Origin of the sequence: Mesorhizobium sp. J428, assembly GCF_024699925.1 — a bacterium.
GTDB lineage: Bacteria > Pseudomonadota > Alphaproteobacteria > Rhizobiales > Rhizobiaceae > Mesorhizobium_A.
The window spans coordinates 4,700,649-4,719,570 of sequence record NZ_JAJOMX010000001.1 but is presented as its reverse complement, the minus strand read 5'-3'; the positions used below and the strand labels follow the sequence as shown (position 1 = coordinate 4,719,570).

The 18,922-nt window shown below is 66.3% G+C and carries 19 protein-coding genes and 1 pseudogene; 7 read left to right on the top strand and 13 right to left on the bottom strand.

Going from position 1 to position 18,922, the window contains the following annotated elements; all coding sequences use genetic code 11:
* Nucleotides 1–3: 3 nt before the first annotated feature.
* From LRS09_RS23705 to LRS09_RS23690, 4 genes are all read right to left on the bottom strand, one after another.
* On the bottom strand, nucleotides 4–489 hold the full coding sequence (locus LRS09_RS23705) for an Lrp/AsnC family transcriptional regulator (protein WP_257809473.1): 486 nt from the start codon (nucleotides 487–489) through the stop codon (nucleotides 4–6).
* A gap of 107 nt (nucleotides 490–596) precedes the next feature.
* Nucleotides 597–1,211, bottom strand: a complete 615-nt coding sequence (locus tag LRS09_RS23700) for a uracil-DNA glycosylase family protein (protein ID WP_257809471.1) — start codon at nucleotides 1,209–1,211, stop codon at nucleotides 597–599.
* A gap of 1 nt (nucleotide 1,212) precedes the next feature.
* On the bottom strand, nucleotides 1,213–1,824 hold the full coding sequence (locus tag LRS09_RS23695) for a glutathione S-transferase (protein ID WP_257809470.1): 612 nt from the start codon (nucleotides 1,822–1,824) through the stop codon (nucleotides 1,213–1,215).
* A 33-nt stretch (nucleotides 1,825–1,857) separates the two neighbouring features.
* Nucleotides 1,858–2,475, bottom strand: a complete 618-nt coding sequence (locus LRS09_RS23690; protein ID WP_257809468.1) for a thermonuclease family protein — start codon at nucleotides 2,473–2,475, stop codon at nucleotides 1,858–1,860.
* Nucleotides 2,476–2,548: 73 nt separating this feature from the next.
* Between LRS09_RS23690 and LRS09_RS23685 the strand changes: the two genes are divergently transcribed.
* Nucleotides 2,549–4,078 (top strand): HAMP domain-containing sensor histidine kinase, encoded by a 1,530-nt coding sequence (locus LRS09_RS23685; RefSeq protein ID WP_257809466.1) that lies wholly within the window; start codon nucleotides 2,549–2,551, stop codon nucleotides 4,076–4,078.
* A gap of 7 nt (nucleotides 4,079–4,085) precedes the next feature.
* Here the strand turns inward: LRS09_RS23685 and LRS09_RS23680 are convergent, their stop codons facing one another.
* Nucleotides 4,086–5,075: a nicotinate-nucleotide--dimethylbenzimidazole phosphoribosyltransferase gene (locus LRS09_RS23680; RefSeq protein ID WP_257809465.1), complete on the bottom strand. Its 990-nt coding sequence runs from the start codon at nucleotides 5,073–5,075 to the stop codon at nucleotides 4,086–4,088.
* Between the two features lie 141 nt (nucleotides 5,076–5,216).
* On the opposite strand from LRS09_RS23680, the gene LRS09_RS23675 reads away from it, so the two are divergent.
* Both LRS09_RS23675 and LRS09_RS23670 read left to right on the top strand, forming a co-directional pair.
* On the top strand, nucleotides 5,217–5,450 hold the full coding sequence (locus tag LRS09_RS23675; protein ID WP_257809460.1) for a DUF1289 domain-containing protein: 234 nt from the start codon (nucleotides 5,217–5,219) through the stop codon (nucleotides 5,448–5,450).
* 1 nt (nucleotide 5,451) lies between these two features.
* Nucleotides 5,452–6,153, top strand: a complete 702-nt coding sequence (locus LRS09_RS23670) for a TIGR02281 family clan AA aspartic protease (protein ID WP_257809458.1) — start codon at nucleotides 5,452–5,454, stop codon at nucleotides 6,151–6,153.
* Nucleotides 6,154–6,161: 8 nt separating this feature from the next.
* Here LRS09_RS23670 and dusA read toward each other — a convergent pair whose 3' ends face one another.
* The gene (dusA, locus tag LRS09_RS23665) at nucleotides 6,162–7,145 is read right to left on the bottom strand and encodes a tRNA dihydrouridine(20/20a) synthase DusA (RefSeq protein ID WP_257809457.1); all 984 of its coding nucleotides are present in this window, start codon (nucleotides 7,143–7,145) and stop codon (nucleotides 6,162–6,164) included.
* Between the two features lie 183 nt (nucleotides 7,146–7,328).
* On the opposite strand from dusA, the gene recQ reads away from it, so the two are divergent.
* Nucleotides 7,329–9,188, top strand: a complete 1,860-nt coding sequence (recQ, locus tag LRS09_RS23660; protein ID WP_257809456.1) for a DNA helicase RecQ — start codon at nucleotides 7,329–7,331, stop codon at nucleotides 9,186–9,188.
* A 117-nt stretch (nucleotides 9,189–9,305) separates the two neighbouring features.
* On the opposite strand, the gene LRS09_RS23655 is transcribed toward recQ, so the two are convergent.
* From LRS09_RS23655 to LRS09_RS23640, 4 genes are all read right to left on the bottom strand, one after another.
* Entirely contained in the window at nucleotides 9,306–9,785 is a 480-nt protein-coding gene (locus LRS09_RS23655) for a MaoC family dehydratase (RefSeq protein ID WP_257809455.1), read from the bottom strand.
* Nucleotides 9,786–9,887: 102 nt separating this feature from the next.
* A complete protein-coding gene (locus LRS09_RS23650; RefSeq protein WP_257809454.1) occupies nucleotides 9,888–11,135 on the bottom strand; it encodes an alpha-hydroxy-acid oxidizing protein in 1,248 nt (415 codons plus the stop codon).
* A gap of 24 nt (nucleotides 11,136–11,159) precedes the next feature.
* The gene (locus LRS09_RS23645; RefSeq protein ID WP_257809453.1) at nucleotides 11,160–11,591 is read right to left on the bottom strand and encodes a phasin family protein; all 432 of its coding nucleotides are present in this window, start codon (nucleotides 11,589–11,591) and stop codon (nucleotides 11,160–11,162) included.
* A gap of 70 nt (nucleotides 11,592–11,661) precedes the next feature.
* Complete coding sequence (locus tag LRS09_RS23640) at nucleotides 11,662–12,948, bottom strand: DUF445 domain-containing protein (RefSeq protein ID WP_257809452.1); 1,287 nt, start codon at nucleotides 12,946–12,948, stop codon at nucleotides 11,662–11,664.
* Nucleotides 12,949–13,159: 211 nt separating this feature from the next.
* Here LRS09_RS23640 and LRS09_RS23635 point away from each other — a divergent pair, with 211 nt between their 5' ends.
* Nucleotides 13,160–13,639: a phasin family protein gene (locus tag LRS09_RS23635; protein ID WP_257809451.1), complete on the top strand. Its 480-nt coding sequence runs from the start codon at nucleotides 13,160–13,162 to the stop codon at nucleotides 13,637–13,639.
* An 87-nt stretch (nucleotides 13,640–13,726) separates the two neighbouring features.
* Here LRS09_RS23635 and groL read toward each other — a convergent pair whose 3' ends face one another.
* The 3 genes from groL to LRS09_RS23620 form a co-directional block, all read right to left on the bottom strand.
* Nucleotides 13,727–15,352, bottom strand: coding sequence for a chaperonin GroEL (groL, locus tag LRS09_RS23630; protein ID WP_257809449.1), 1,626 nt, complete (start codon nucleotides 15,350–15,352; stop codon nucleotides 13,727–13,729).
* 51 nt (nucleotides 15,353–15,403) lie between these two features.
* Nucleotides 15,404–15,718 (bottom strand): co-chaperone GroES, encoded by a 315-nt coding sequence (locus tag LRS09_RS23625; protein ID WP_257809446.1) that lies wholly within the window; start codon nucleotides 15,716–15,718, stop codon nucleotides 15,404–15,406.
* A gap of 129 nt (nucleotides 15,719–15,847) precedes the next feature.
* Nucleotides 15,848–16,471 (bottom strand): GNAT family N-acetyltransferase, encoded by a 624-nt coding sequence (locus tag LRS09_RS23620; RefSeq protein ID WP_257809444.1) that lies wholly within the window; start codon nucleotides 16,469–16,471, stop codon nucleotides 15,848–15,850.
* Nucleotides 16,472–16,680: 209 nt separating this feature from the next.
* Between LRS09_RS23620 and LRS09_RS23615 the strand changes: the two are divergent.
* Nucleotides 16,681–18,142: pseudogene (locus tag LRS09_RS23615) on the top strand (amidase).
* A 110-nt stretch (nucleotides 18,143–18,252) separates the two neighbouring features.
* Complete coding sequence (rirA, locus tag LRS09_RS23610) at nucleotides 18,253–18,714, top strand: iron-responsive transcriptional regulator RirA (protein WP_257809443.1); 462 nt, start codon at nucleotides 18,253–18,255, stop codon at nucleotides 18,712–18,714.
* Nucleotides 18,715–18,922: the final 208 nt, after the last annotated feature.

Genomic DNA, 18,922 nt, shown 5'->3' with positions numbered 1-18,922 from the left:
AGATCAGCTGTTTGCCGATTCCTTGTCGAGCACCATATAGTCGAGCGGAAGCTCGGTCGTATACTTGATCTGTTCCATTGCGAAGGACGACGACACGTCGCGGATTTCGATCTTGGCGATCAGCCGCTTGTAAAAGGCGTCATAGGCGGCGATGTCGGGCACCACGACCCGGATCAGGTAGTCGACGTCGCCGCTCATGCGGTAGAACTCGACCACTTCCGGAAACTCCTGCACCACTTCCGAGAAGCGCTTCAGCCATTCGAGGCTGTGCGAGGAGGTGCGGATGGAGATGAACACCGTCACCCGCGCATTCACCTTGACCGGGTCAAGGATCGCAACCCGGCGGCGGATCACGCCTTCCTCCTCCAGCTTCTGGATGCGGCGCCAGCAGGGCGTGGTGGACAGACCGACCTTCTTCGCGACGTCGGCGACGGCGAGAGTTGAATCCTCCTGGAGGAGGCGAAGTATTTTCCGGTCGAGGCGGTCCATCGGGATTCTCCGGCAAGTTTTTTCTTTCAAATGCCAGATTCAGGAATGTCTTTTCAAGGCAAAACCATACCCGACCAGCCGCGAATGTGAGAATGGAATTCCAACGGTCAGACTCTTGCCGCCACTTCCTCTTTGAGACGCGGCAGGAGACCGGTTTCGAACCAAGGGTTGCGCTTCAGCCACCCGGTGTTGCGCCATGACGGATGCGGCAGCGGCAGGACGCGCGGCGCGACATTCGCCTCGAAAATCTCGCGCCAGCGCGCCACGGTTTCGGTCAGGCTGGCGCTGCGCTGTTCTCCCATATGCCAGGCTTGTGCATAGATGCCGATCGCCAGCACGAGATCGATCTGCGGCATCAGGTCCATCAGCGGCCGGCGCCATGCGGGCGCGCATTCGCGGCGCGGCGGCAGGTCACCGCCCTTGGCGTCTTGCCCCGGAAAGCAGAAGCCCATCGGCAGGATCGCAAACCGGTCACTGTCATAGAACTCGTCCCGCGTCACGCCGAGCCAGTCGCGCAGCCTGTCGCCGGAGCGGTCGTCGAAGGGAATGCCGCTGGCATGGACCTTCGTGCCCGGCGCCTGGCCCGCGATCAGGATGTGCGCCGTCGAGGACGGCCAGAGCACCGGGCGCGGCTCGTGCGGCAGCGGCCTGCCGAGCGGCGTGTCGCGGCAGATGCGGCATGCGCGGGCGTCGAGCGCCAGCGCCTGCAGCCTCTGGTCCATGTCACGCACCAGCGCTCGGTCGCGCCGAGATCGCCGCATACCAGCGCTTCACATGGGTGAACTCGTCCGGCACTGTAATGCGCGCGGGCTTCAGGAAGTCCATCGACACCAGCCCGGTGATGTCCGCGACCGTATACTCGTCGCCCGCGGCGAATTCGCGCGATGCGAGTTCCCGGTCCAGAAGCTGCATGAATTCCAGCGCTTTCGGCTTGTTCGCCTCGCCCCATTCCGGGATCTGCGGGATCTCCCACTCCTTCATCGCCGGATGGATGTGGCGGAAGGCATTCGCAACCACCGAGAGGAAGTTCAGTTCCATCCGTCGCTGCCACATCTCGACGCGCGCCTTGCCGAGCGCGCCGATGCCGAACAGCGGCGGCTCGGGATGCAGTTCCTCGAAATAGCGGCAGATCGCGATCGATTCGGTCAGGATCGTTCCGTCGTCCAGCTCCAGCACCGGCAGGCGTCTCAATGGGTTGCGCGAGGCGACGGGCTCGGACTTGTGGCCCAGCGCGCCCATGTCGATCGACTCGAGCGGCACGGAAAGCCCCTTTTCCGCCAGATAGATGCGCACGCGGCGCGGATTGGGCGCGCGCCCGCCGTCGTAGAGCTTCATTTCATTCCTCCCGAGCATCGATACCCGCTCGACTTACCAGCCGAGCACCTGCCTCATCCAGTTGAAAATCGTCTGGACGGCGCTGTGCTCCGCCTCGGCGACACCGCCCTTCAGCTCGCGCCAGGCGCGCGGCCGGTCGAATTCACCGGCCCAGATGCCCCTGGCGGCGGCGCGCGCGGTTCGTTCGGCATCGGCATAGTCGCCATAGGCGACCGCCCAGCCTTCCTCCACGAGCCGCCGGTTGAGATCGACGTCACCGGCGCGGCAGACCGCGAGCAGCCGGTCGTATTTGTCCCGTTCCCAGCCCTCGCAGGTGACCGCGCGCCCGGCGACCAGTCGTTCGAGCTCGCGCCGCGATTGGCGCCCGCACGGGTAGGGGGTGCCTGCCCGCGTGCAGGTCTGGTCGTATTCCGGCGCATCGATGCCGCGCAGCCTGATCCTCTCGCCGGCCAGCGTGATCGTGTCGCCGTCGTTGACGAGCGCCCTGCCCTCCGGGCGCACGGTCTGCGTCCGGTCAATGCGCGCCGCGACCACCGCGAGCGCCATGAACAGCGCGAATGTCAGCGCATATTCGGCATAGCGGCGGCCTGTGCTTCGCCTGTAGGTTGCCCTGCGCGGCCGATATCGCCCACCGCCCTGCATGCGTCTCATTTCGGGAAGGGTCTCTTAATCATTCGGAAGTAATTTTCCCTTTGGCATCAGAGACCTGAAATTCCGGCACCTTATGGCGCTTACCCGTTCGACGACGGCAGACAAGAATATTGTGGACCGCACGAAGGCGCACCGCAACAGCGAGGTCGCGCGCGCGGTGCGCAAGACGCGCGACCAGCTGGCGCAGAAGTCCGGCAATCCCGTTTTCGACCGTGAGTTGCTTAAGCACCATGCCCGGGCAACGCTGAACGGCGCCACCGCTATCCCGCTGCTCGTCATGGCGATCGCGCTCGCCGGTATCTTCATCGGGCTCGGCGTCGACATCCTCGTCTGGGCGCTGATTACGGTTTCCTGCTACGCCGCGCTCGCCGTCGTCGCCCGCCGGACGGATCGCAGCGAGGCGCAGGCGATCGACGCCGAGAAGACCCGCCGCCTCTTTCTCGCCGCGCATGTCGTCTCCGGCCTAGGCTGGGCCTATTTCGCCACGCTGCACTGCGACGCCTGCCAGATCCAGCCGCTGCCGGTGGTCAAGGCGGTGGTGCTGCTGCTCGCTCTGTCGGCGACGGCGATACTCGCCTATGCGCTGCGCGGCGCCCTCGTCGCCACCTTCACGTTTCCGGTGCTCGCCTTCGCCGCCTTTGCCATCGATTACCGCGAGCCGGTGGAGGTGCTGATGGCCGGCCTCGTCTTCGCGGCACTGCCCTTCTTCATGTACGTCTCCACCCATCTCAACCAGTCGGCGCTGGCATTCCTGTCCTTCCGCACCGAGAAGGACTACCTGATCGCCGAGCTGGAGACGGCGAAATCCATGTCCGACGAGGCGCGCCGGCGCGCCGAGGACGCCAACCTCGCCAAGTCGCGCTTCCTTGCGTCGATGAGCCACGAGCTGCGCACCCCGCTCAACGCCATCCTCGGCTTCTCCGAGGTGATGGGGAGCGAAGTGCTCGGCCCCATCGGCAATGCCACCTACCGCGACTACGCCAACGACATCCATGCGTCGGGCCAGCATCTGCTCAATCTGATCAACGAGATCCTCGACCTCTCGCGCATCGAGGCCGGGCGCTACCGGCTGCATGAAGAGCCGCTCTATCTCGCCGAGACGGCCGAAGAGTGCTGCCACATGATGGAACTGAGGGCCCGCGCCAAGAACATCCGCATCGTCCAGCAGTTCGAGCAGGGCCTGCCGCGGCTATTCGCGGACGAACGGGCGGTGCGCCAGGTCGCCCTGAACCTGCTCTCCAACGCGGTCAAGTTCACGCCGACCGGCGGCGAGATCCAGGTCAAGGTGGGCTGGACCGCCGGTGGCGGCCAGTATCTCTCGGTCAGGGACAACGGTCCCGGCATTCCGCCCGAGGAGATCCCGGTCGTGCTCGCGGCCTTTGGCCAGGGCGCGATCGCCATCAAGAGCGCCGAGCAGGGAACCGGGCTCGGCCTGCCGATCGTCCAGGGTCTCGTCGCCATGCATGGCGGCGAGTTCGACCTGCGCTCGAAGATCCGCGAAGGCACCGAGGCGATCGCCATCTTCCCGCGGTCACGCGTGATGGAAAACCTGCCGGCCGTGCCGACGGCGCAGGGCGGACGCCGGGATTCCCGCGCCGCCTGATTCCCGTTCAGTGATGGTGATGATGCGCCGCGCGCGCCTGCGCCGCAAACCCAGCATGCAGCGCGAGCGCATCACGGACGGTGGCCGTCGCCAGCGCCGCCGCCGTCCCCTCGCCCGCCGCCAGTCCTTCGCCGAGCAGCGGCACGAGCCTCAGCCGTCCCGCCGCACGCTGCCCCACACCCGCAGGCGCATCCGCCAGCAGGCAATGCGCGATGGCGGCGGGATCGGCGGCCCACAGCGCCGAGGCCGCCGCGAGCGCCGTCACCCCGTCCAGGATCACCGGCACCTTTTCGACGCGAGCGGCCAGGATCGCGCCGGCCATGGCAGCGAATTCGCGCCCGCCGAGCGCCGCCAGCGCCGCCAGCGGATCGCCGAGCGCCGCATGATCGGTCCCGAGCGCTGCCGCCACCAGTTCGGCGCGGCGTTGCGCATGGTCGTCGTCCGGCAGCCATTCGCCCGGATCGCCGCCGTGGAAGGCGCAGAACAGCGCCGCCGCGACCGTCTCGTCGCCGGTCGAGGCGATCGAACCGACCAGCACGCAGTCGGCCCCGCCGGCGATCGCCTCCATGCCGAAGGCCATGGTAGCCGCCGCGTTGCGCTCGTCCATCGCCGGCGCCGTCGAAATATCCCCAGTCGGCAGATGCAGCGCCAGGTCGTAGACCTTGAGCCCGATCATGTTCGCCGCGCAGAGATGGCTGACCGGCGCGTCGCCCGAGCCGCAGGCGGCGACGGTCGCAAGCGTTGCATCCATCCGCCGCGACGAAATAGCGTGGCGGGCAATCCCGTGCGCGCCAGCGAACAGAGCCAGCGACGGCCGGCTCACCGACGGCCGGGCACCCGTGACGCTGGCGATCAACGCCGCGACGTCGGCGAGGCGGCTCGCGCCCGCCCCTTGCGTCTCGAACAATTGGCGTGCTGCGGCCCCCGCCTGCGTGTCCAGCGTAGGCATGCGCTGCAGCAGCGCGCGGAAATCGTCGAGCGGATGTTCGGTGGACATGAGCGGGCCCAAATTGTTCGAATGGCGCGCTCTAACGCGTCGACCGCCGCAGCACAATGAGGCCGAAGGCATAAGCCCTTCGAGGCCTTGCATCGACCGGTCGATTGGCCCACATCCTTGTCAACCGCACAGGACGACGCCTTGGACGCCATCGAATCCCCCTGCATCCTGGTCTGCTCGATCGACATGAAGACCGGCTATTGCTTCGGATGCGGTCGCACGCGCGAAGAGATCAGCGCGTGGCTCACCATGACGCCGCAAACGCGCCGCGCCGTGATGGCCGAGCTTCCCGCACGGCTCGAGACGGTCGAGCGGCGTCCCCGGCGCGAAACCCGGCGCGGCCGCATGGCGCGCGAGCGGGCGGAAGGCCTCTGACATGGACCGCTTCTGGTGGTTCATCGCAGCCGTCATGGCGGCCGGCCTGATCTTCCTCGTCTTCGGCGGGTCCGGACAAGCCTTCGACATGGCCGACCAGGATTTCGGCCGCCTGCTCTATCTCGGCATCTTCGGCGCAGTGGTGGCGTCCGGCATCCTCGGGTCGGGCATCCCGATCGGCACGGTGGGGCGCAGCCTCGCCATGTGGCTGGTCATCATCGTCGCCTTCATCGCCGTCTACCAGTTCCGCTACGAGCTGCAGGACATCGGCAGCCGGCTGACCGCTGGCCTCATTCCCGGCAGCCCGATCTCGATGACGGCATCGGACGGCAGCCGCACCGTGCTCCTCGACAAACAGGGCGACGGCCATTTCCAGGCGCGCGCCGAGGTCGACGGCAGGAGCGTGCGCTTCCTCGTCGACACCGGGGCCACGACCACGGTGCTCACCAGCGCCGACGCGGCCAGTGCCGGCTTCGACGTCGGCGCGCTGTCCTTCGATATCCCGATCTCGACGGCCAACGGCATGACGCGCGCCGCCCGCGTCACCGCCGACGAGATCCGCGTCGGCAACATCGTCAGGCAAAGGCAGGTCATGCTCGTGGCGCAGCCCGGCGTGCTGGACACCAGCCTGCTCGGCATGAGCTTCCTCAACTCGCTGTCGGGCTACGACGTGCGCGGCGACCGCATGGTGCTGATCGACTGACGCCAGTGTCAGGCGGCCTCGCGGCCCGCCTCGCCCTCGATGGCCGCATAGGCGCGGCGGATCACGTCCGGCCCCGCGCCCGGCCGCGTCGCCTCGGTCGACAGGATCTGGCGGAAGCGGCGCGCGCCCTTCCGGCCATGGAACAGCCCCACCATGTGGCGCGTCACCTGGCCGAGCTTGCCGCCGGCCTCGATGTGCCGCGCGGCATATTCCGCCACCGCCTCGATCACTGCCTCCGGATCGAACATGCGCGCCGGCTCGCCGTAGAAGCGCGCATCCACCTCCGCAAGGATGTCCGGCGTATGATAGGCCGCGCGGCCGAGCATCACGCCGTCGACATGGGCAAGATGCGCTTCAGCCTCATCCAGCGAGTGAATTCCACCGTTTATGCCGATGAACCGGTTCGGATATTTCTGCTTGAGCCGATAGACGCGGCCATAGTCGAGCGGCGGGATGTCGCGGTTCTCCTTTGGACTCAGACCCTCCAGCCAGGCCTTGCGTGCATGCACCCACAGCGCGTCGGCGCCGGCGGCGAACACCGCGTCGGCCATCGCGTCGAGCGCGACCTCCGTGTCCTGCTCGTCGACGCCGATGCGGCATTTCACCGTCACCGGCACGTCGACCGCCTGCTTCATCGCGGCCACTCCCTCGGCGACCAGCCCCGGCGTCCGCATCAGGCAGGCGCCGAACCTGCCCGACTGGACCCGGTCCGACGGACAGCCGCAGTTGAGGTTGATCTCGTCGTAGCCGAACCCCGCCCCGATCCGCGCCGCCTCCGCCAGCTTCTGCGGGTCCGACCCACCGAGCTGCAGCGCCACCGGATGCTCGGCCGCATCAAACCCGAGCAGCCGCTGCCTTTCGCCATGGATCACCGCGTCTGCCACCACCATCTCCGTGTAGAGCAGCGCATGGCGCGTCAGTTGACGATGGAGGAACCGGCAATGCCGATCCGTCCAATCCATCATCGGGGCGATGGCGAATTTCGCTTGCATGGAAGGCAAATATGATCCGTTTCAGGTTTTGTCACGTCTTCGCAGCGATCGACGCAGCCCACAAGGCCATAGCCCATATGGTGAGAATGTTGTCGTTGCGCTTGCCGTAGGCAAGACCATCGCCCCAAAGCTCGCGACCGTGGTGGGCCTGTGCAATAAGCGGGTCCTTACGAAAGCGATTCCATGCCGCAGGTCCAAGGCCGTATCGATCCGTTGTTTGGCAGCGAAGGGACGGAAAATCCGCTCGGCGTGCTGAAGCGGGTCTATGGCTATGCCTCGTTCCGCGGCAAGCAGGCGGCCGTCGTCGAGCGGGTCGTGGCGGGCGGCGATGCGGTCGTGCTGTTCCCCACGGGTGCGGGAAAATCGCTGTGCTTCCAGATCCCGGCACTGTGCCGGTCGGGCGTCGGCATCGTCGTGTCGCCGCTGATTGCGCTGATGCGCGACCAGGTCGAGGCGCTGAAGCAGCTCGGCGTGCGCGCCGCAGCCCTCAATTCCTCGCTGACGCGCGACGAATATATCGAGGTGCGCCGCTCGATCGCCAGGGACGAGCTCGACCTTCTCTACGTTACGCCGGAGCGCATCGTCACGCCGGCTTTCAAGGAGCTGATCGGCAACGCCCGGATTGCGCTCTTCGCCATCGACGAGGCGCATTGCGTGTCGCAGTGGGGTCACGATTTCCGGCCGGAATATCGCGAGCTTGGCCAACTCGCCGCGCAGTATCCCGGCGTGCCGCGCATGGCGCTGACGGCGACGGCCGATCCGCACACCCGCGAGGACATCATCGACAGGCTGGAGCTGCGCTCCGCCGAGGTGTTCACCACCTCGTTCGACCGACCGAACATCGCCTATGAGATTGTCGAGCGCGACCAGCCGCGCCAGCAGCTCCTGCGCTTCCTGTCCCGCCATAAGGGCTCGAGCGGCATCGTCTACTGCCTGTCGCGCGCCAAGGTCGAGGACACAGCCGAATGGCTGAGCGGACAGGGCATCCGCGCCCTGCCCTATCATGCGGGCATGGACCGCGCCGTCCGCGACGCCAACCAGGACGCCTTTCTCCGCCAGGAGGACCTGTGCCTGGTCGCCACCGTCGCCTTCGGCATGGGCATCGACAAGCCGAACGTGCGCTACGTCGCCCATCTCGATATTCCGGGCTCCGTCGAGGCCTATTACCAGGAGACGGGCCGCGCCGGCCGCGACGGGCTGCCGTCCGACGCCTGGATGACCTACGGCATGGCGGATGTCATCCAGCGCCGCCGGATGATCGACGAGGGAACCGCCGGAGACGACATCAAGCGCGTCGAGCGCGCCAAGCTCGATGCCCTGCTCGCCATCTGCGAGACGCCCGGCTGCCGCCGGCAGGCGATCCTCGCCCATTTCGGCGAAGCGCACAGGGGCGGCTGCGGCAATTGCGACACGTGCCTCAGGCCGGTCGAGACCTGGGACGGGACGGAGGCCGCCATCAAGGCAATGGCTGCGATCTACCGCACCGGCGAGCGCTTCGGCGCCGGACACCTGATCGACGTGCTCATGGGCAACCGCAACGAGAAGACCGTCCGCTTCGGCCATGCCGACATGCCGGTCTTCGGCGCCGGCAAGGAGATTCCCGCCAAGACCTGGCAGTCGGTCTACCGCCAGCTCCTCGCCGCCGGCCTCGTCAGCGTCGATCATGGCGCCTTCGGCGCGCTGAAGCTGGAGCCGGAAGCACGGCCCGTGTTCCGGCGCGAACGCGAGGTGCGCTTCCGCAAGGATCGCCCGACCACGGCAAAGGCGTCGAGAGGCGCCTCGCCGCGCTCGACCAACGCCAGATCGACGCTGGAAGGGGCAGACATGGAGCTCTTCGAGGCGCTCCGCGCCGCGCGCCTTGCGATCGCGAAGGAGCTAGCGGTGCCGCCCTATGTCGTCTTTCCGGACACGACGCTGGTCGCCTTCGCCACCGAGCGTCCGACGAGCCGCGACGCACTGCTCGGCATTTCCGGCGTCGGCCAGTCCAAGCTCGAGCGCTATGGCGACGCGTTCCTGAAGGTGATCCGGCAGCACGATGGATAGGCGCGCCGCATGCACGGGACTTTCCTGACTCGTGAGCAAGCCATGCCGGTCGCATCGACCACGGCCGGCGTGCACGATCAGCTATTGCTTCCGTCGCCCTCGTCCGCGGACGCGCTGTCAGCCCTGCGCGGCCACGCTTTCCCTCACGAACAAAACCAGCGTCTCGGCGATCAGGGCCGGTTTCTGTTCGCTCTCGATCTCCACCGTGCTGTTCGTCTTCATCAGGAACTGGCCCGGCGATTTCTCCTCGAAGGAGACGAGCGTCGAGCGCAGGCGCACGCGGGACCCTGCCTTGACCGGATTGATGAAGCGCACCTTGTCGAGACCGTAGTTGAAGGCGGCCGTCGTTCCTTCGGGGGTGGCGTCGATCTCGTAGGACAGCGCGGCAATCAGCGACAGCGTCAGGTAGCCATGCGCGATGGTCGACTTCGTCGGCGCCTCGCGCCGGGCCCGCTCGACATCGACATGGATCCACTGGTGGTCGTTGGTCGTATCGGCGAAGGCGTCGATCATCTTCTGGTCGACCGTCACCCAGGACGACACGCCGAGTTCCTGCCCGACCATGCCCTTGAGGCCGTCGAATGTCACCTTCGCCATGCAGACTCTCCTGTAAGCTTCATCAGCCCGCAGGCATCTAGACCCCTCAGGCCGTTCTGCAAAGCGGCCGGCGTTCTTTCATGTCAGTGAATGAGACGCGGCCTATTCGAGGCAGTCCGGGCCGAGCTCCGCCGCGTGCGTCCTGCCGATCAGCGCGAGCGTCAAGTCGAGCTCGGCGACGACGTTGCGAATCACCTCGCCCACGCCCGCCTCCCCGGCCAGCGCGAGGCCGTAGACATAGGGCCGGCCGAGCAGGACTGCGCGGGCGCCCAGCGCCAATGCCTTAGCGACGTCCCCGCCCGAGCGGATGCCCGAATCCAACAGCACCGGCATTCCGCCCGCCGCGGCCACTATGCCAGGCAGGGCGTCGAGCGTCGCGATCTCGCCGTCCACCTGCCGCCCGCCATGGTTCGAGACTACAAGGCCGTCTAAGCCATGCTCCTTCGCCAGCTTGGCGTCGTCGGCATGGCGCACACCCTTGAGCAGGATCGGCAGCTTCGTCATCTGTCTGAGCCGCGCGAGGTCAGCCCAGGTCAGGTCGGGCCGCGAATAGGTCGCCACGAAATGCCCGACCGCCGCGCGCACCTGGCCGATCGACAGGTCGAACGCCTTGCCCTTGCGGCGCAGGCTCAGCAGCGCCTCGATCACCCCCAGTCCCTTGGGCTTTACACCGGTCTCGGGCGGCTTCGCGGGGATCGCGGCGCGGAACACCGGGTCGGAGAGATACTGCGCCAGGCCCTGCCCCTTCAGGAACGGCAGCGAGGCCTTGTCGAGGTCGCGCGGGCTCCAGCCGAGCAGCGTCGTGTCGAGCGTCACCACGATCGCCTCGCAGCCGCAGGCTTCGGCGCGGCCGACGAGCGACTGCACGAAGGCGTCGTCGCTCGACCAGTAGAGCTGGAACCAGCGAGGTGCCGCCCCCATCGCGGCCGCCGTCTTCTCCATCGCAACCGAGGCCTGATTGGAAAAGACGTAGCCGATCCCTTCGGCTGCCGCCGCTCGCGCCACCGCAAGATCGGCCTGCGGATGCACCATTTCGAGAACGCCGATCGGCGCGAGCAGAACGGGCGCGGCATGCCTGCGCCCGAACAGCTCGACCGACAGATCGCGCGTCGAGACGTCGTTCAGCACCCGCGGCACGAAGCGGTGGCGCTCGAAGGCGGCGCGGTTGGCGCGCATCGTGGATTCCATACCCGCGCCGCCAATGATGTAGGCGGCCGCGTCCGGGCTCATGGCCGCCGCGGCCTTCGCCTCCAGAGCATCGGGCGCCACCGGCACCAACGGCCTCGCCCCGCCCACGCCGGGCACGTAAATCTGCATCTGCCGCAAGCGGCCGGGCGACGGCGAAGTCATGGCTTCCCTCTGATCAGGACCGGCCTACTTCTTCCGCTCCATCCCCTCGCGGATCTCCTCCATCGCCTCCTTGATGCGGTCGCGCAGGATCTCGATCGTCTCGGTGGAAGATTTACGCACCACATCGGCCATCTCGCTGGCGTTCTTGACCGCGGTCTCGAACGAGCGCCTGGCGAAATCCGCCTGCTTGCTCATCAGCTCCTGCGGGCCGCCGGAGGCGCGGAAATCCTGCGCCATGTCGCTCACCTCGCGCAGCGTCTCCTCGAGGATGCGGCGCTGCTTCTCCATCAGGCTCGACGCACCCGCGGTCGCGGCCCTGGCGGTCTTCTCCAGCGTCTCCAGGTTCTTGCGGTGGTGCTCTATGATCTTGTCGACATCGACGCTCGGCATCTTCAGCTCCTCGCCGAAGCTCTTGAACATGTCGATGAACGACCCGTTCTCGGTCTTTTTCGCCATCTCGTCCTCCCGTCTCGCGGCCTCGCATGCCGTGCCGCGCCGGGCCAGATTAGGCCATGGCCGGGGAAGGTCAATTGCCGAAGATCAGCAGCTCGCCGACATGCAGCGCCAACCCCGCCAGTCCGCCCACCAGCATGCCGTTGAAGCGGATGAACTGCAGGTCGCGCCCGACATTGATCTCGATCAGCCGGGTGAGCTGGCCGAGGTCCCAGCCTTTCACCTGGTCGGCGATGAAGCGCGACACGCCGCTCTTCTGGCTCTCCACGAAGGAGGACAGCGCCACGACGAAGCCGGCGTTCATGTCGGCGCGGATCGCGGGGTCGGCCGCAAGCTGGCGGCCGACATCGACGAAGAGCGACGCCATGTGGCGGCGGATCATCGAGGTTTCGGAGCGGGCATCCTGTTCGATGAACGGCAGAAATCCCTGCCACATGTCCCCCGCAAGGTCGCGGAGTTCCGGCCGGGCGAGGAAGTCGCGCTTCAGCGTCTCGGCCCGCTTCGCATAGGCCTTCGACGTCCTGAGCTTCTCGACGAACCCTTCGACGAAGCGGTCGAATTCGGCCCGCATCGGATGGTCCGGATCGGTCTTCACCTCGTCCAGCAGCGCGCCGGCCGAAGCCACGATCTTCTTCAGGAGATAGGCGTCCGCCCGGAACAGCTTCGCCAGCGAGGGAAGCTCGTCTCGGATCCTGTCGCGCAGCGCGTCGAGCGCCTCCTGGTCGTTGAGGAAGCGCGCCAGCACCTTGACGATCTCGTCGAGCAGCCGCTGGTGCCGCCGCTCGTCGGTGAAGGCGGTCAACAGCTCCGCCGCCAGCGGCGCCACCTGCACCTTCTCGATCTGCTCGGTGACGCGCTGCGCCACGAACTCCCTCAGGCCAGAGCCCTCGATTGCCGTCACCGCCTGCGGCACGAGCCGCGCCACGAAGCGCGACAGGCTTGCCGCGCGCTCCGGCTCCGCCAGCCAGTCCGCCACCAGGGCGGCGAAGTCCACCTCGCGCAGCTTGCGGCTCACCGGTTCGGGCGCGAGGAAGTTCTGCTCGATGAAATGGCCGAGATTGTCGGCGATGCGCTCTTGGTTCGACGGGATGATGGCCGTGTGCGGGATCGGCAGGCCGAGCGGCCGCCGGAACAACGCCACGACCGCATACCAGTCGGCCAGCCCGCCGATCATCGCCGCCTCCGTGAAGGCCGCCACGAAGGCGAGTGCCGGAACCGACGCCTCGAAGCTGCGCGCCAAGAGGAACACGATCAGGCACAGCACGAGCATGCCCGTCGCGAGCGCCTTCATCCGCCGCAGCGCGGCCAGTTTCGCCGCGTCGGGCGCGGAGAGCGGAGGGGTGCTGGCGATGTCCTGCATGGAATGCGATCCGGCTCGTCCGCCGTGATCTAGGCGTCCGCGGCCATGCGCGCCACCCCTGCCCTGCGGCATGCGCTGCAATCACGGTATTTTTTGCAGTGCACACAAATCTTATGTTGCAATGCACAATGGCCGACCTATATGCCGGCTAAGCCTCGGGTCATGGTGAACGAGGCGAACCGTTGCTCCCGTTATGAGGATGGAGAAAATCATGGCCAAGGCCACCAACACCGCTTCCGTCGCCCAGGACGCCATGTCCGCGCTTTCCGAAGCCGTCGAAACCGTTCAGTCGAAAATGGAAGTTCCCGCCGCCGCGCGCGACTTCGTCAAGCGCATGGCAACCGACGCGCAGGAGCGCGCGGAAAACCTGCACGAAGACGTCAAGAGCGCCACGCATCGCGCCGAGACCTTCGCGACCTCGCTCGTCAGCGGCTATGCCGATTTCACGCGCGGCCTGGTCGAAGCCTCGCTCGCCAATGTCCGCCATGCGCTCGCCACGGTCGAGAAGGTCGCCTCCGCCAAGTCGCTCAACGAAGCGGCGCAGATCCAGGTCGAATATGTCCGCGACAGCGCCCGCTCGAACTTCGAGCGCGCCCGCGAAGCCGCCGAGGCCGCCCGCGTGGCTGCCGTTGACGGCGCCAAGACCATCCAGTCCGAGATTTCGGCCCTCTACACCAAGAAGGCTGCGTAAGCGTAGCGTCCCGCGTAAGTAGCGTCCGCATAACAAAAGCCCCGCCGGAGCGATCCGGCGGGGTTTTTCCATGTCAGTGTCGGCTGATCAGAAGTCCATGCCGCCGGCGGGCATGGCCGGCGCAGCTTCCTTCTTGGGCTTCTCAGCGACCATCGCTTCGGTGGTAACCAGCAGGCCGGCGACCGAGGCGGCGTCCTGAAGCGCAGTGCGCACCACCTTGGCCGGGTCGATCACACCTTGGCTGTAGAGATCGCCGAATTCGTTGGTCTGCGCATTCCAGCCCCAGCCGAACTCTGCCTTCTCCCGCAGTTTGCCGACCACGATAGACCCTTCGGCCCCGGCGTTCTCGGCGATCTGGCGCACCGGCGCCTCGATGGCGCGCCGCACGATCTCGACACCGTATTTCTGGTCGGTGTTGTCGACGTCGACGGCGTCCAGCACAGTTGCGGCACGCAGCAGAGCAACACCGCCGCCGGGCAGGATGCCTTCCTCGACGGCCGCACGGGTCGCATGCAGCGCGTCGTCCACGCGGTCCTTCTTCTCCTTGACCTCGACCTCGGTCGAGCCGCCGACACGGATCACCGCGACGCCGCCCGCGAGCTTGGCAAGGCGCTCCTGCAGCTTCTCTCGGTCATAGTCCGACGTCGTCTCCTCGATCTGGGCCTTGATCTGGGCGATGCGGCCCTGGATTTCTTCCCTGCGTCCGACGCCGTCGACGATGGTGGTGTTCTCCTTCTCGATCACGACCTTCTTGGCGCGGCCGAGCATCTGCAGCGTGACGTTCTCGAGCTTGATGCCGAGATCCTCGCTGATGGCGGTGCCGCCGGTCAGGATCGCGATGTCCTCCAGCATTGCCTTGCGACGGTCACCGAAGCCCGGCGCCTTGACGGCGGCGATCTTCAGGCCGCCGCGCAGCTTGTTGACGACGAGCGTCGCAAGTGCCTCGCCCTCCACGTCCTCGGCGATGATCAGCAGCGGCTTGCCCGACTGCACGACCGCCTCCAGCACGGGCAGCATCGCCTGCAGGTTCGACAGCTTCTTCTCATGGATCAGCACGTAGGGCTCCTCGAGCTCGACGCGCATCTTGTCCTGGTTGGTGACGAAATAGGGCGAGAGATATCCGCGGTCGAACTGCATGCCCTCGACGACCTCGAGTTCGGTCTCGGCGGTCTTGGCCTCCTCGACCGTGATCACCCCCTCGTTGCCGACCTTCTGCATCGCCTCCGCCAGGAAGCGGCCGATTTCGGCGTCGCCGTTGGCAGAAATTGTGCCGACCTGGGCGATCTCGTCGTTCTTCGTCACCTTGCGGGCATTTGCCTTCAGTTCGCCGACGATCGCGTCCACCGCCTTGTCGATGCCGCGCTTCAGGTCCATCGGGTTCATGCCGGAGGCGACCGCCTTCGCGCCTTCCTTGACGATGGCCTGGGCGAGCACGGTCGCGGTGGTGGTGCCGTCGCCGGCAAGGTCGTTGGTCTTCGAGGCCACTTCGCGCACCATCTGCGCGCCCATGTTCTCGAACTTGTCTTCCAGTTCGATCTCCTTGGCGACGGTCACGCCGTCCTTGGTGATGCGGGGCGCACCGAACGACTTGTCGATGACGACGTTGCGGCCCTTCGGACCGAGCGTCACCTTCACCGCATTGGCGAGGATGTCTACGCCGCGCAGCATCTTCTCGCGCGCCTCGCTGTGGAACTTCACTTCTTTGGCAGCCATTGGATCACTCCTTCGATAGGCAGCATTCGTTGACTGGTGGTGGCGAAGCCGTCAGGCGGCCTTCTTCAGTTCTGCGGTCTGCTCGATCACGCCCATCACGTCGCTCTCCTTCATGATGAGCAGGTCCTCGCCGCCGAGCCTGATCTCGGTGCCGGACCACTTGCCGAACAGGATGCGGTCGCCCACCTTCACATCGAGCTCGACCAGCTTCCCGCTCTCGTCGCGGGCGCCGGGGCCGACGGCGATCACCTCGCCTTCGCTCGGCTTTTCCTTGGCGGTGTCGGGGATGATGATGCCGCCGGCCGTCTTCTCCTCGGCTTCGATGCGGCGCACGACGATACGGTCGTGGAGGGGTCGGAACTTCATGACGTTCTCCTTCAAGGACAAACAGGTTTTGAAATTCCTCCGCGGCCGCCTCCGTAGCGGCGGACGCGGGGCAAGCGCGGCCCCGGGGGCACCGCGCGGACGATGATTTGGTTCTGGGATTTTTGCCTTTCAAGGGGCTCGCGAAAAATTTCCGGCGAGCCACGCAAACCGTTGTTCCGGCTGCGTGTTTGGCAGTGAAAGACCTATACGACCGCTCGGATGACGCTGCCTGTCGGCAGGTGCGTCGTGAACGACATGTGCATGCCGGTAAGGTCGATCGATCCGACCGTCTCGCCGTCTTCGAAGTGCAGATCTCGCATCGAACTTGCGCGCCAGGGACTTCATCGCCTGGTTGTTCGGATGCGTGGTGACGCGCAGGCTCTCATAGCCCAGCGCAAGCGCATGGCCGATCAGACGCTTGAACAGCTGGCTGCCGATACCCTTGTGCTGCAGGTGCCGTTCCACAGAGAAGGCGATCTCGCCGGTCGGCGGGTCGAGGTCGGGGCGCTCGTGCAGTTCGGCCGCACCATGCACCTCGCCGTTCTCGACATAGCCGATCACGGTGGCGCCCTGCGAGAAGCAGCGCGCGGCGTAGGAGGCGACAAAGACATCGTCCGTCATGCCGTTGAAGCGGTCGCGCCGGCTTTCCGGGTCGAGCCGCAGCAGGTGCTCGCGAAAATTCGCAAGGTCGGACGGCCGCAACTGGCGGATCTGTCCTGTGAGCCTGGGGTGCGAGTGCTTGTTCTTCATCATCGGCGCGATCCTCGTGGTGTTCCTCCCGCGAGTCATCGACGTGTTGTCGGAGCTGATATTGTGCAGCGCACAATAAAATTCAAGTGCGTATATATACTAGCCACGATTTCTCGCGGCGACGGAGCGTCAACGGAACGCCGCGCGAGACCCAAAGTTCTGTCACATGCTGGAAATTGACAAGCGGCCCGCACCGCGCGCATCCAGTCGGCATGACGAACACGACGCCTTTCCCCGCTCCCGGCCTGATCTGCAGCCTCGACGCCGTCGAGATCTCCCGGAAGATTCTGCGCCCGCGAACTTTCGTGCCGGGAGGTCGCCGAGGCGTTCCTCGACCGCATCGAGGCGGTCAACCCGGCGGTGAACGCAATCGTGTCGCTGCGCCCGCGCGCCGAGATCATTGCCGAGGCCGAGGCGGCCGACAGGCATCTGGCGGCAGGTGGAACGGCGGGACCGCTCTTCGGCCTGCCGATCGCGGTGAAGGACATTGCCGGCACCAAGGGGCTGCGGACCACCTACGGCTCGCGCATCTTCGCCGACTTCGTGCCTGAAGAAGACGATTTCTTCGTCGCCCGCATGCGCGCCGCCGGCGCCATCTTCATCGGCAAGACGAACGTGCCGGAATTCGGCTTCGGGTCGCAGACCTACAACGAGGTGTTCGGCCCGACCCGCAATGCCTTCGACCAGAACCTTACCTCGGGCGGATCGAGCGGAGGTGCCGCGGTGGCCACCGCGCTGCACATGGTTCCGCTCGCCGATGGCAGCGACATGGGCGGTTCGCTGCGCAATCCCGCTGCCTGGAACAACATTTACGGCTTCCGGCCCTCGCAGGGCCTCGTGCCCGGCGGGCCGGGCGGCGAGCTGTTCATTAGCCAGATGGGCGTCGAAGGCCCGATGGCCCGCAACGTCGCCGATCTCGCGCTGCTTCTCTCCGTGCAGGCCGGCTACGAGCCCGGCGCGCCGCTGTCGCTCGGCGGCGTCGACACCGACTTCCCCAAGCAATTGTCGCGCCCTTTCGAACGCGGCCGCATCGCCTGGCTGGGTGATCTCGGCGGGCACCTTGCGACCGAGGACGGCGTGCTGGCGCTCTGCGAGGCCGCACTTGGCGACTTCGAGCCGATCGGTCTTTCGGTCGAGCCGCATATCCCGGACGTCGATTTCGAGCGGATCTGGCAGGCCTTCATCACGCTGCGCCACGCGACCAGCGGCTGTGCGCTCAAGGTGCACTATGACGACCCCGCCCGCCGGCCGCTGCTCAAGCCCGAGGCGGTCTGGGAGATCGAGGGCGCGATCGATCTCATGGCCCCGGCCATTCATGCCGCCTCGGTCGTCCGCTCCGAGTGGTACAAGGCCGTGCTGCGCCTGTTCGAGCGCTATGACTTCCTCGCTCTGCCGACTGCGCAGGTCTTCCCCTTCAGCGTCGACACCCACTGGCCGGACGAGGTCGGCGGCCGGAAGATGGACAGCTACCATCGCTGGATGGAAGTGACGGCGCTCGCCACCATGGCCGGCTGCCCGGCGGCCAGCCTGCCGGCGGGCCTCGACGGGCGAGGACGCCCCATGGGGTTCCAGCTCATCGGCCCGCCGCGGCGCGACGCCGACGTGCTGCGCGCGGCCGCCGGTTACGAGGCAGCTACCGGCAGAGGCGGCGGCGTTCGATGGCAGACAAGTTAAGTTGAACTTTTTTGTCAGCTTATCTCAATCTAGTCTGGAATAATTCCAAAAAGGGGCGCATATAGACGTTAACCGGTGGCAAACCCGGAACGTCCAAGGAAAGCGATCCAATGCGCCTTACCCGTCAGACCAATTATGCCGTCCGCATTATGATGTATTGCGCGGCCAACAGCGGTCGGCTGAGCCGGATCCCCGAGATCGCGTCGGCGTATAACGTGTCGGAACTATTTCTTTTCAAGATCTTGCAGCCGCTTGTTGAAGCGCGCCTGGTGGAGACCGTCCGTGGCCGCAATGGCGGTGTGAGGCTGGCGCGCGCCGCCTCCGAGATCACCCTGTTCGACGTGGTGCGCGTCACGGAAGAGAACTTCGCCATGGCGGAGTGCTTCGAGAATGACGCTGTCGACTGCCCGCTGATCGATTCCTGCGCCCTCAACAGCGCGCTGCGCAAGGCGCTCGGCGCCTTCTTCGACGTTCTGGAGAGCTTCACCATCGAAGATCTCGTCAAGGATCGGACAGACGTCCGCCTGCTTCTCGGCATCCCCCAGCCCGCGCAGCCTGTCGCCGCGGCCTGAGAATTTCGACGGCATAAGTCACTATACGCGTCATCCAACAGACGAACGTCTTCCCGGACGCCGCAGGCGATCCGGGACCCATTCTTCTAGGAGGATTGGCGCTGTTCTGATTCCGCCTCTGACGCCGTTTTGTTTCGGCGAAAAGCCGCGCTTCAATCGCGCATGCCAATGGATACCGCATGGCCTTCGGCCTCCGGCATGACGAACG

Coding starts and splice junctions, on each gene's coding strand:
- LRS09_RS23700 (WP_257809471.1), bottom strand. CDS start 1,211: ATGGACCAGAGGCTGCAGGCGCTGGCGCTCGACGCCCGCGCATGCCGC.
- LRS09_RS23695 (WP_257809470.1), bottom strand. CDS start 1,824: ATGAAGCTCTACGACGGCGGGCGCGCGCCCAATCCGCGCCGCGTGCGC.
- LRS09_RS23625 (WP_257809446.1), bottom strand. CDS start 15,718: ATGAAGTTCCGACCCCTCCACGACCGTATCGTCGTGCGCCGCATCGAA.
- LRS09_RS23680 (WP_257809465.1), bottom strand. CDS start 5,075: ATGTCCACCGAACATCCGCTCGACGATTTCCGCGCGCTGCTGCAGCGC.
- LRS09_RS23645 (WP_257809453.1), bottom strand. CDS start 11,591: ATGGCGAAAAAGACCGAGAACGGGTCGTTCATCGACATGTTCAAGAGC.
- rirA (WP_257809443.1), top strand. CDS start 18,253: ATGCGCCTTACCCGTCAGACCAATTATGCCGTCCGCATTATGATGTAT.
- LRS09_RS23620 (WP_257809444.1), bottom strand. CDS start 16,471: ATGATGAAGAACAAGCACTCGCACCCCAGGCTCACAGGACAGATCCGC.
- recQ (WP_257809456.1), top strand. CDS start 7,329: ATGCCGCAGGTCCAAGGCCGTATCGATCCGTTGTTTGGCAGCGAAGGG.
- LRS09_RS23705 (WP_257809473.1), bottom strand. CDS start 489: ATGGACCGCCTCGACCGGAAAATACTTCGCCTCCTCCAGGAGGATTCA.
- LRS09_RS23690 (WP_257809468.1), bottom strand. CDS start 2,475: ATGAGACGCATGCAGGGCGGTGGGCGATATCGGCCGCGCAGGGCAACC.
- LRS09_RS23670 (WP_257809458.1), top strand. CDS start 5,452: ATGGACCGCTTCTGGTGGTTCATCGCAGCCGTCATGGCGGCCGGCCTG.
- LRS09_RS23685 (WP_257809466.1), top strand. CDS start 2,549: ATGGCGCTTACCCGTTCGACGACGGCAGACAAGAATATTGTGGACCGC.
- dusA (WP_257809457.1), bottom strand. CDS start 7,145: ATGCAAGCGAAATTCGCCATCGCCCCGATGATGGATTGGACGGATCGG.
- LRS09_RS23650 (WP_257809454.1), bottom strand. CDS start 11,135: ATGACTTCGCCGTCGCCCGGCCGCTTGCGGCAGATGCAGATTTACGTG.
- LRS09_RS23655 (WP_257809455.1), bottom strand. CDS start 9,785: ATGGCGAAGGTGACATTCGACGGCCTCAAGGGCATGGTCGGGCAGGAA.
- groL (WP_257809449.1), bottom strand. CDS start 15,352: ATGGCTGCCAAAGAAGTGAAGTTCCACAGCGAGGCGCGCGAGAAGATG.
- LRS09_RS23635 (WP_257809451.1), top strand. CDS start 13,160: ATGGCCAAGGCCACCAACACCGCTTCCGTCGCCCAGGACGCCATGTCC.
- LRS09_RS23640 (WP_257809452.1), bottom strand. CDS start 12,948: ATGCAGGACATCGCCAGCACCCCTCCGCTCTCCGCGCCCGACGCGGCG.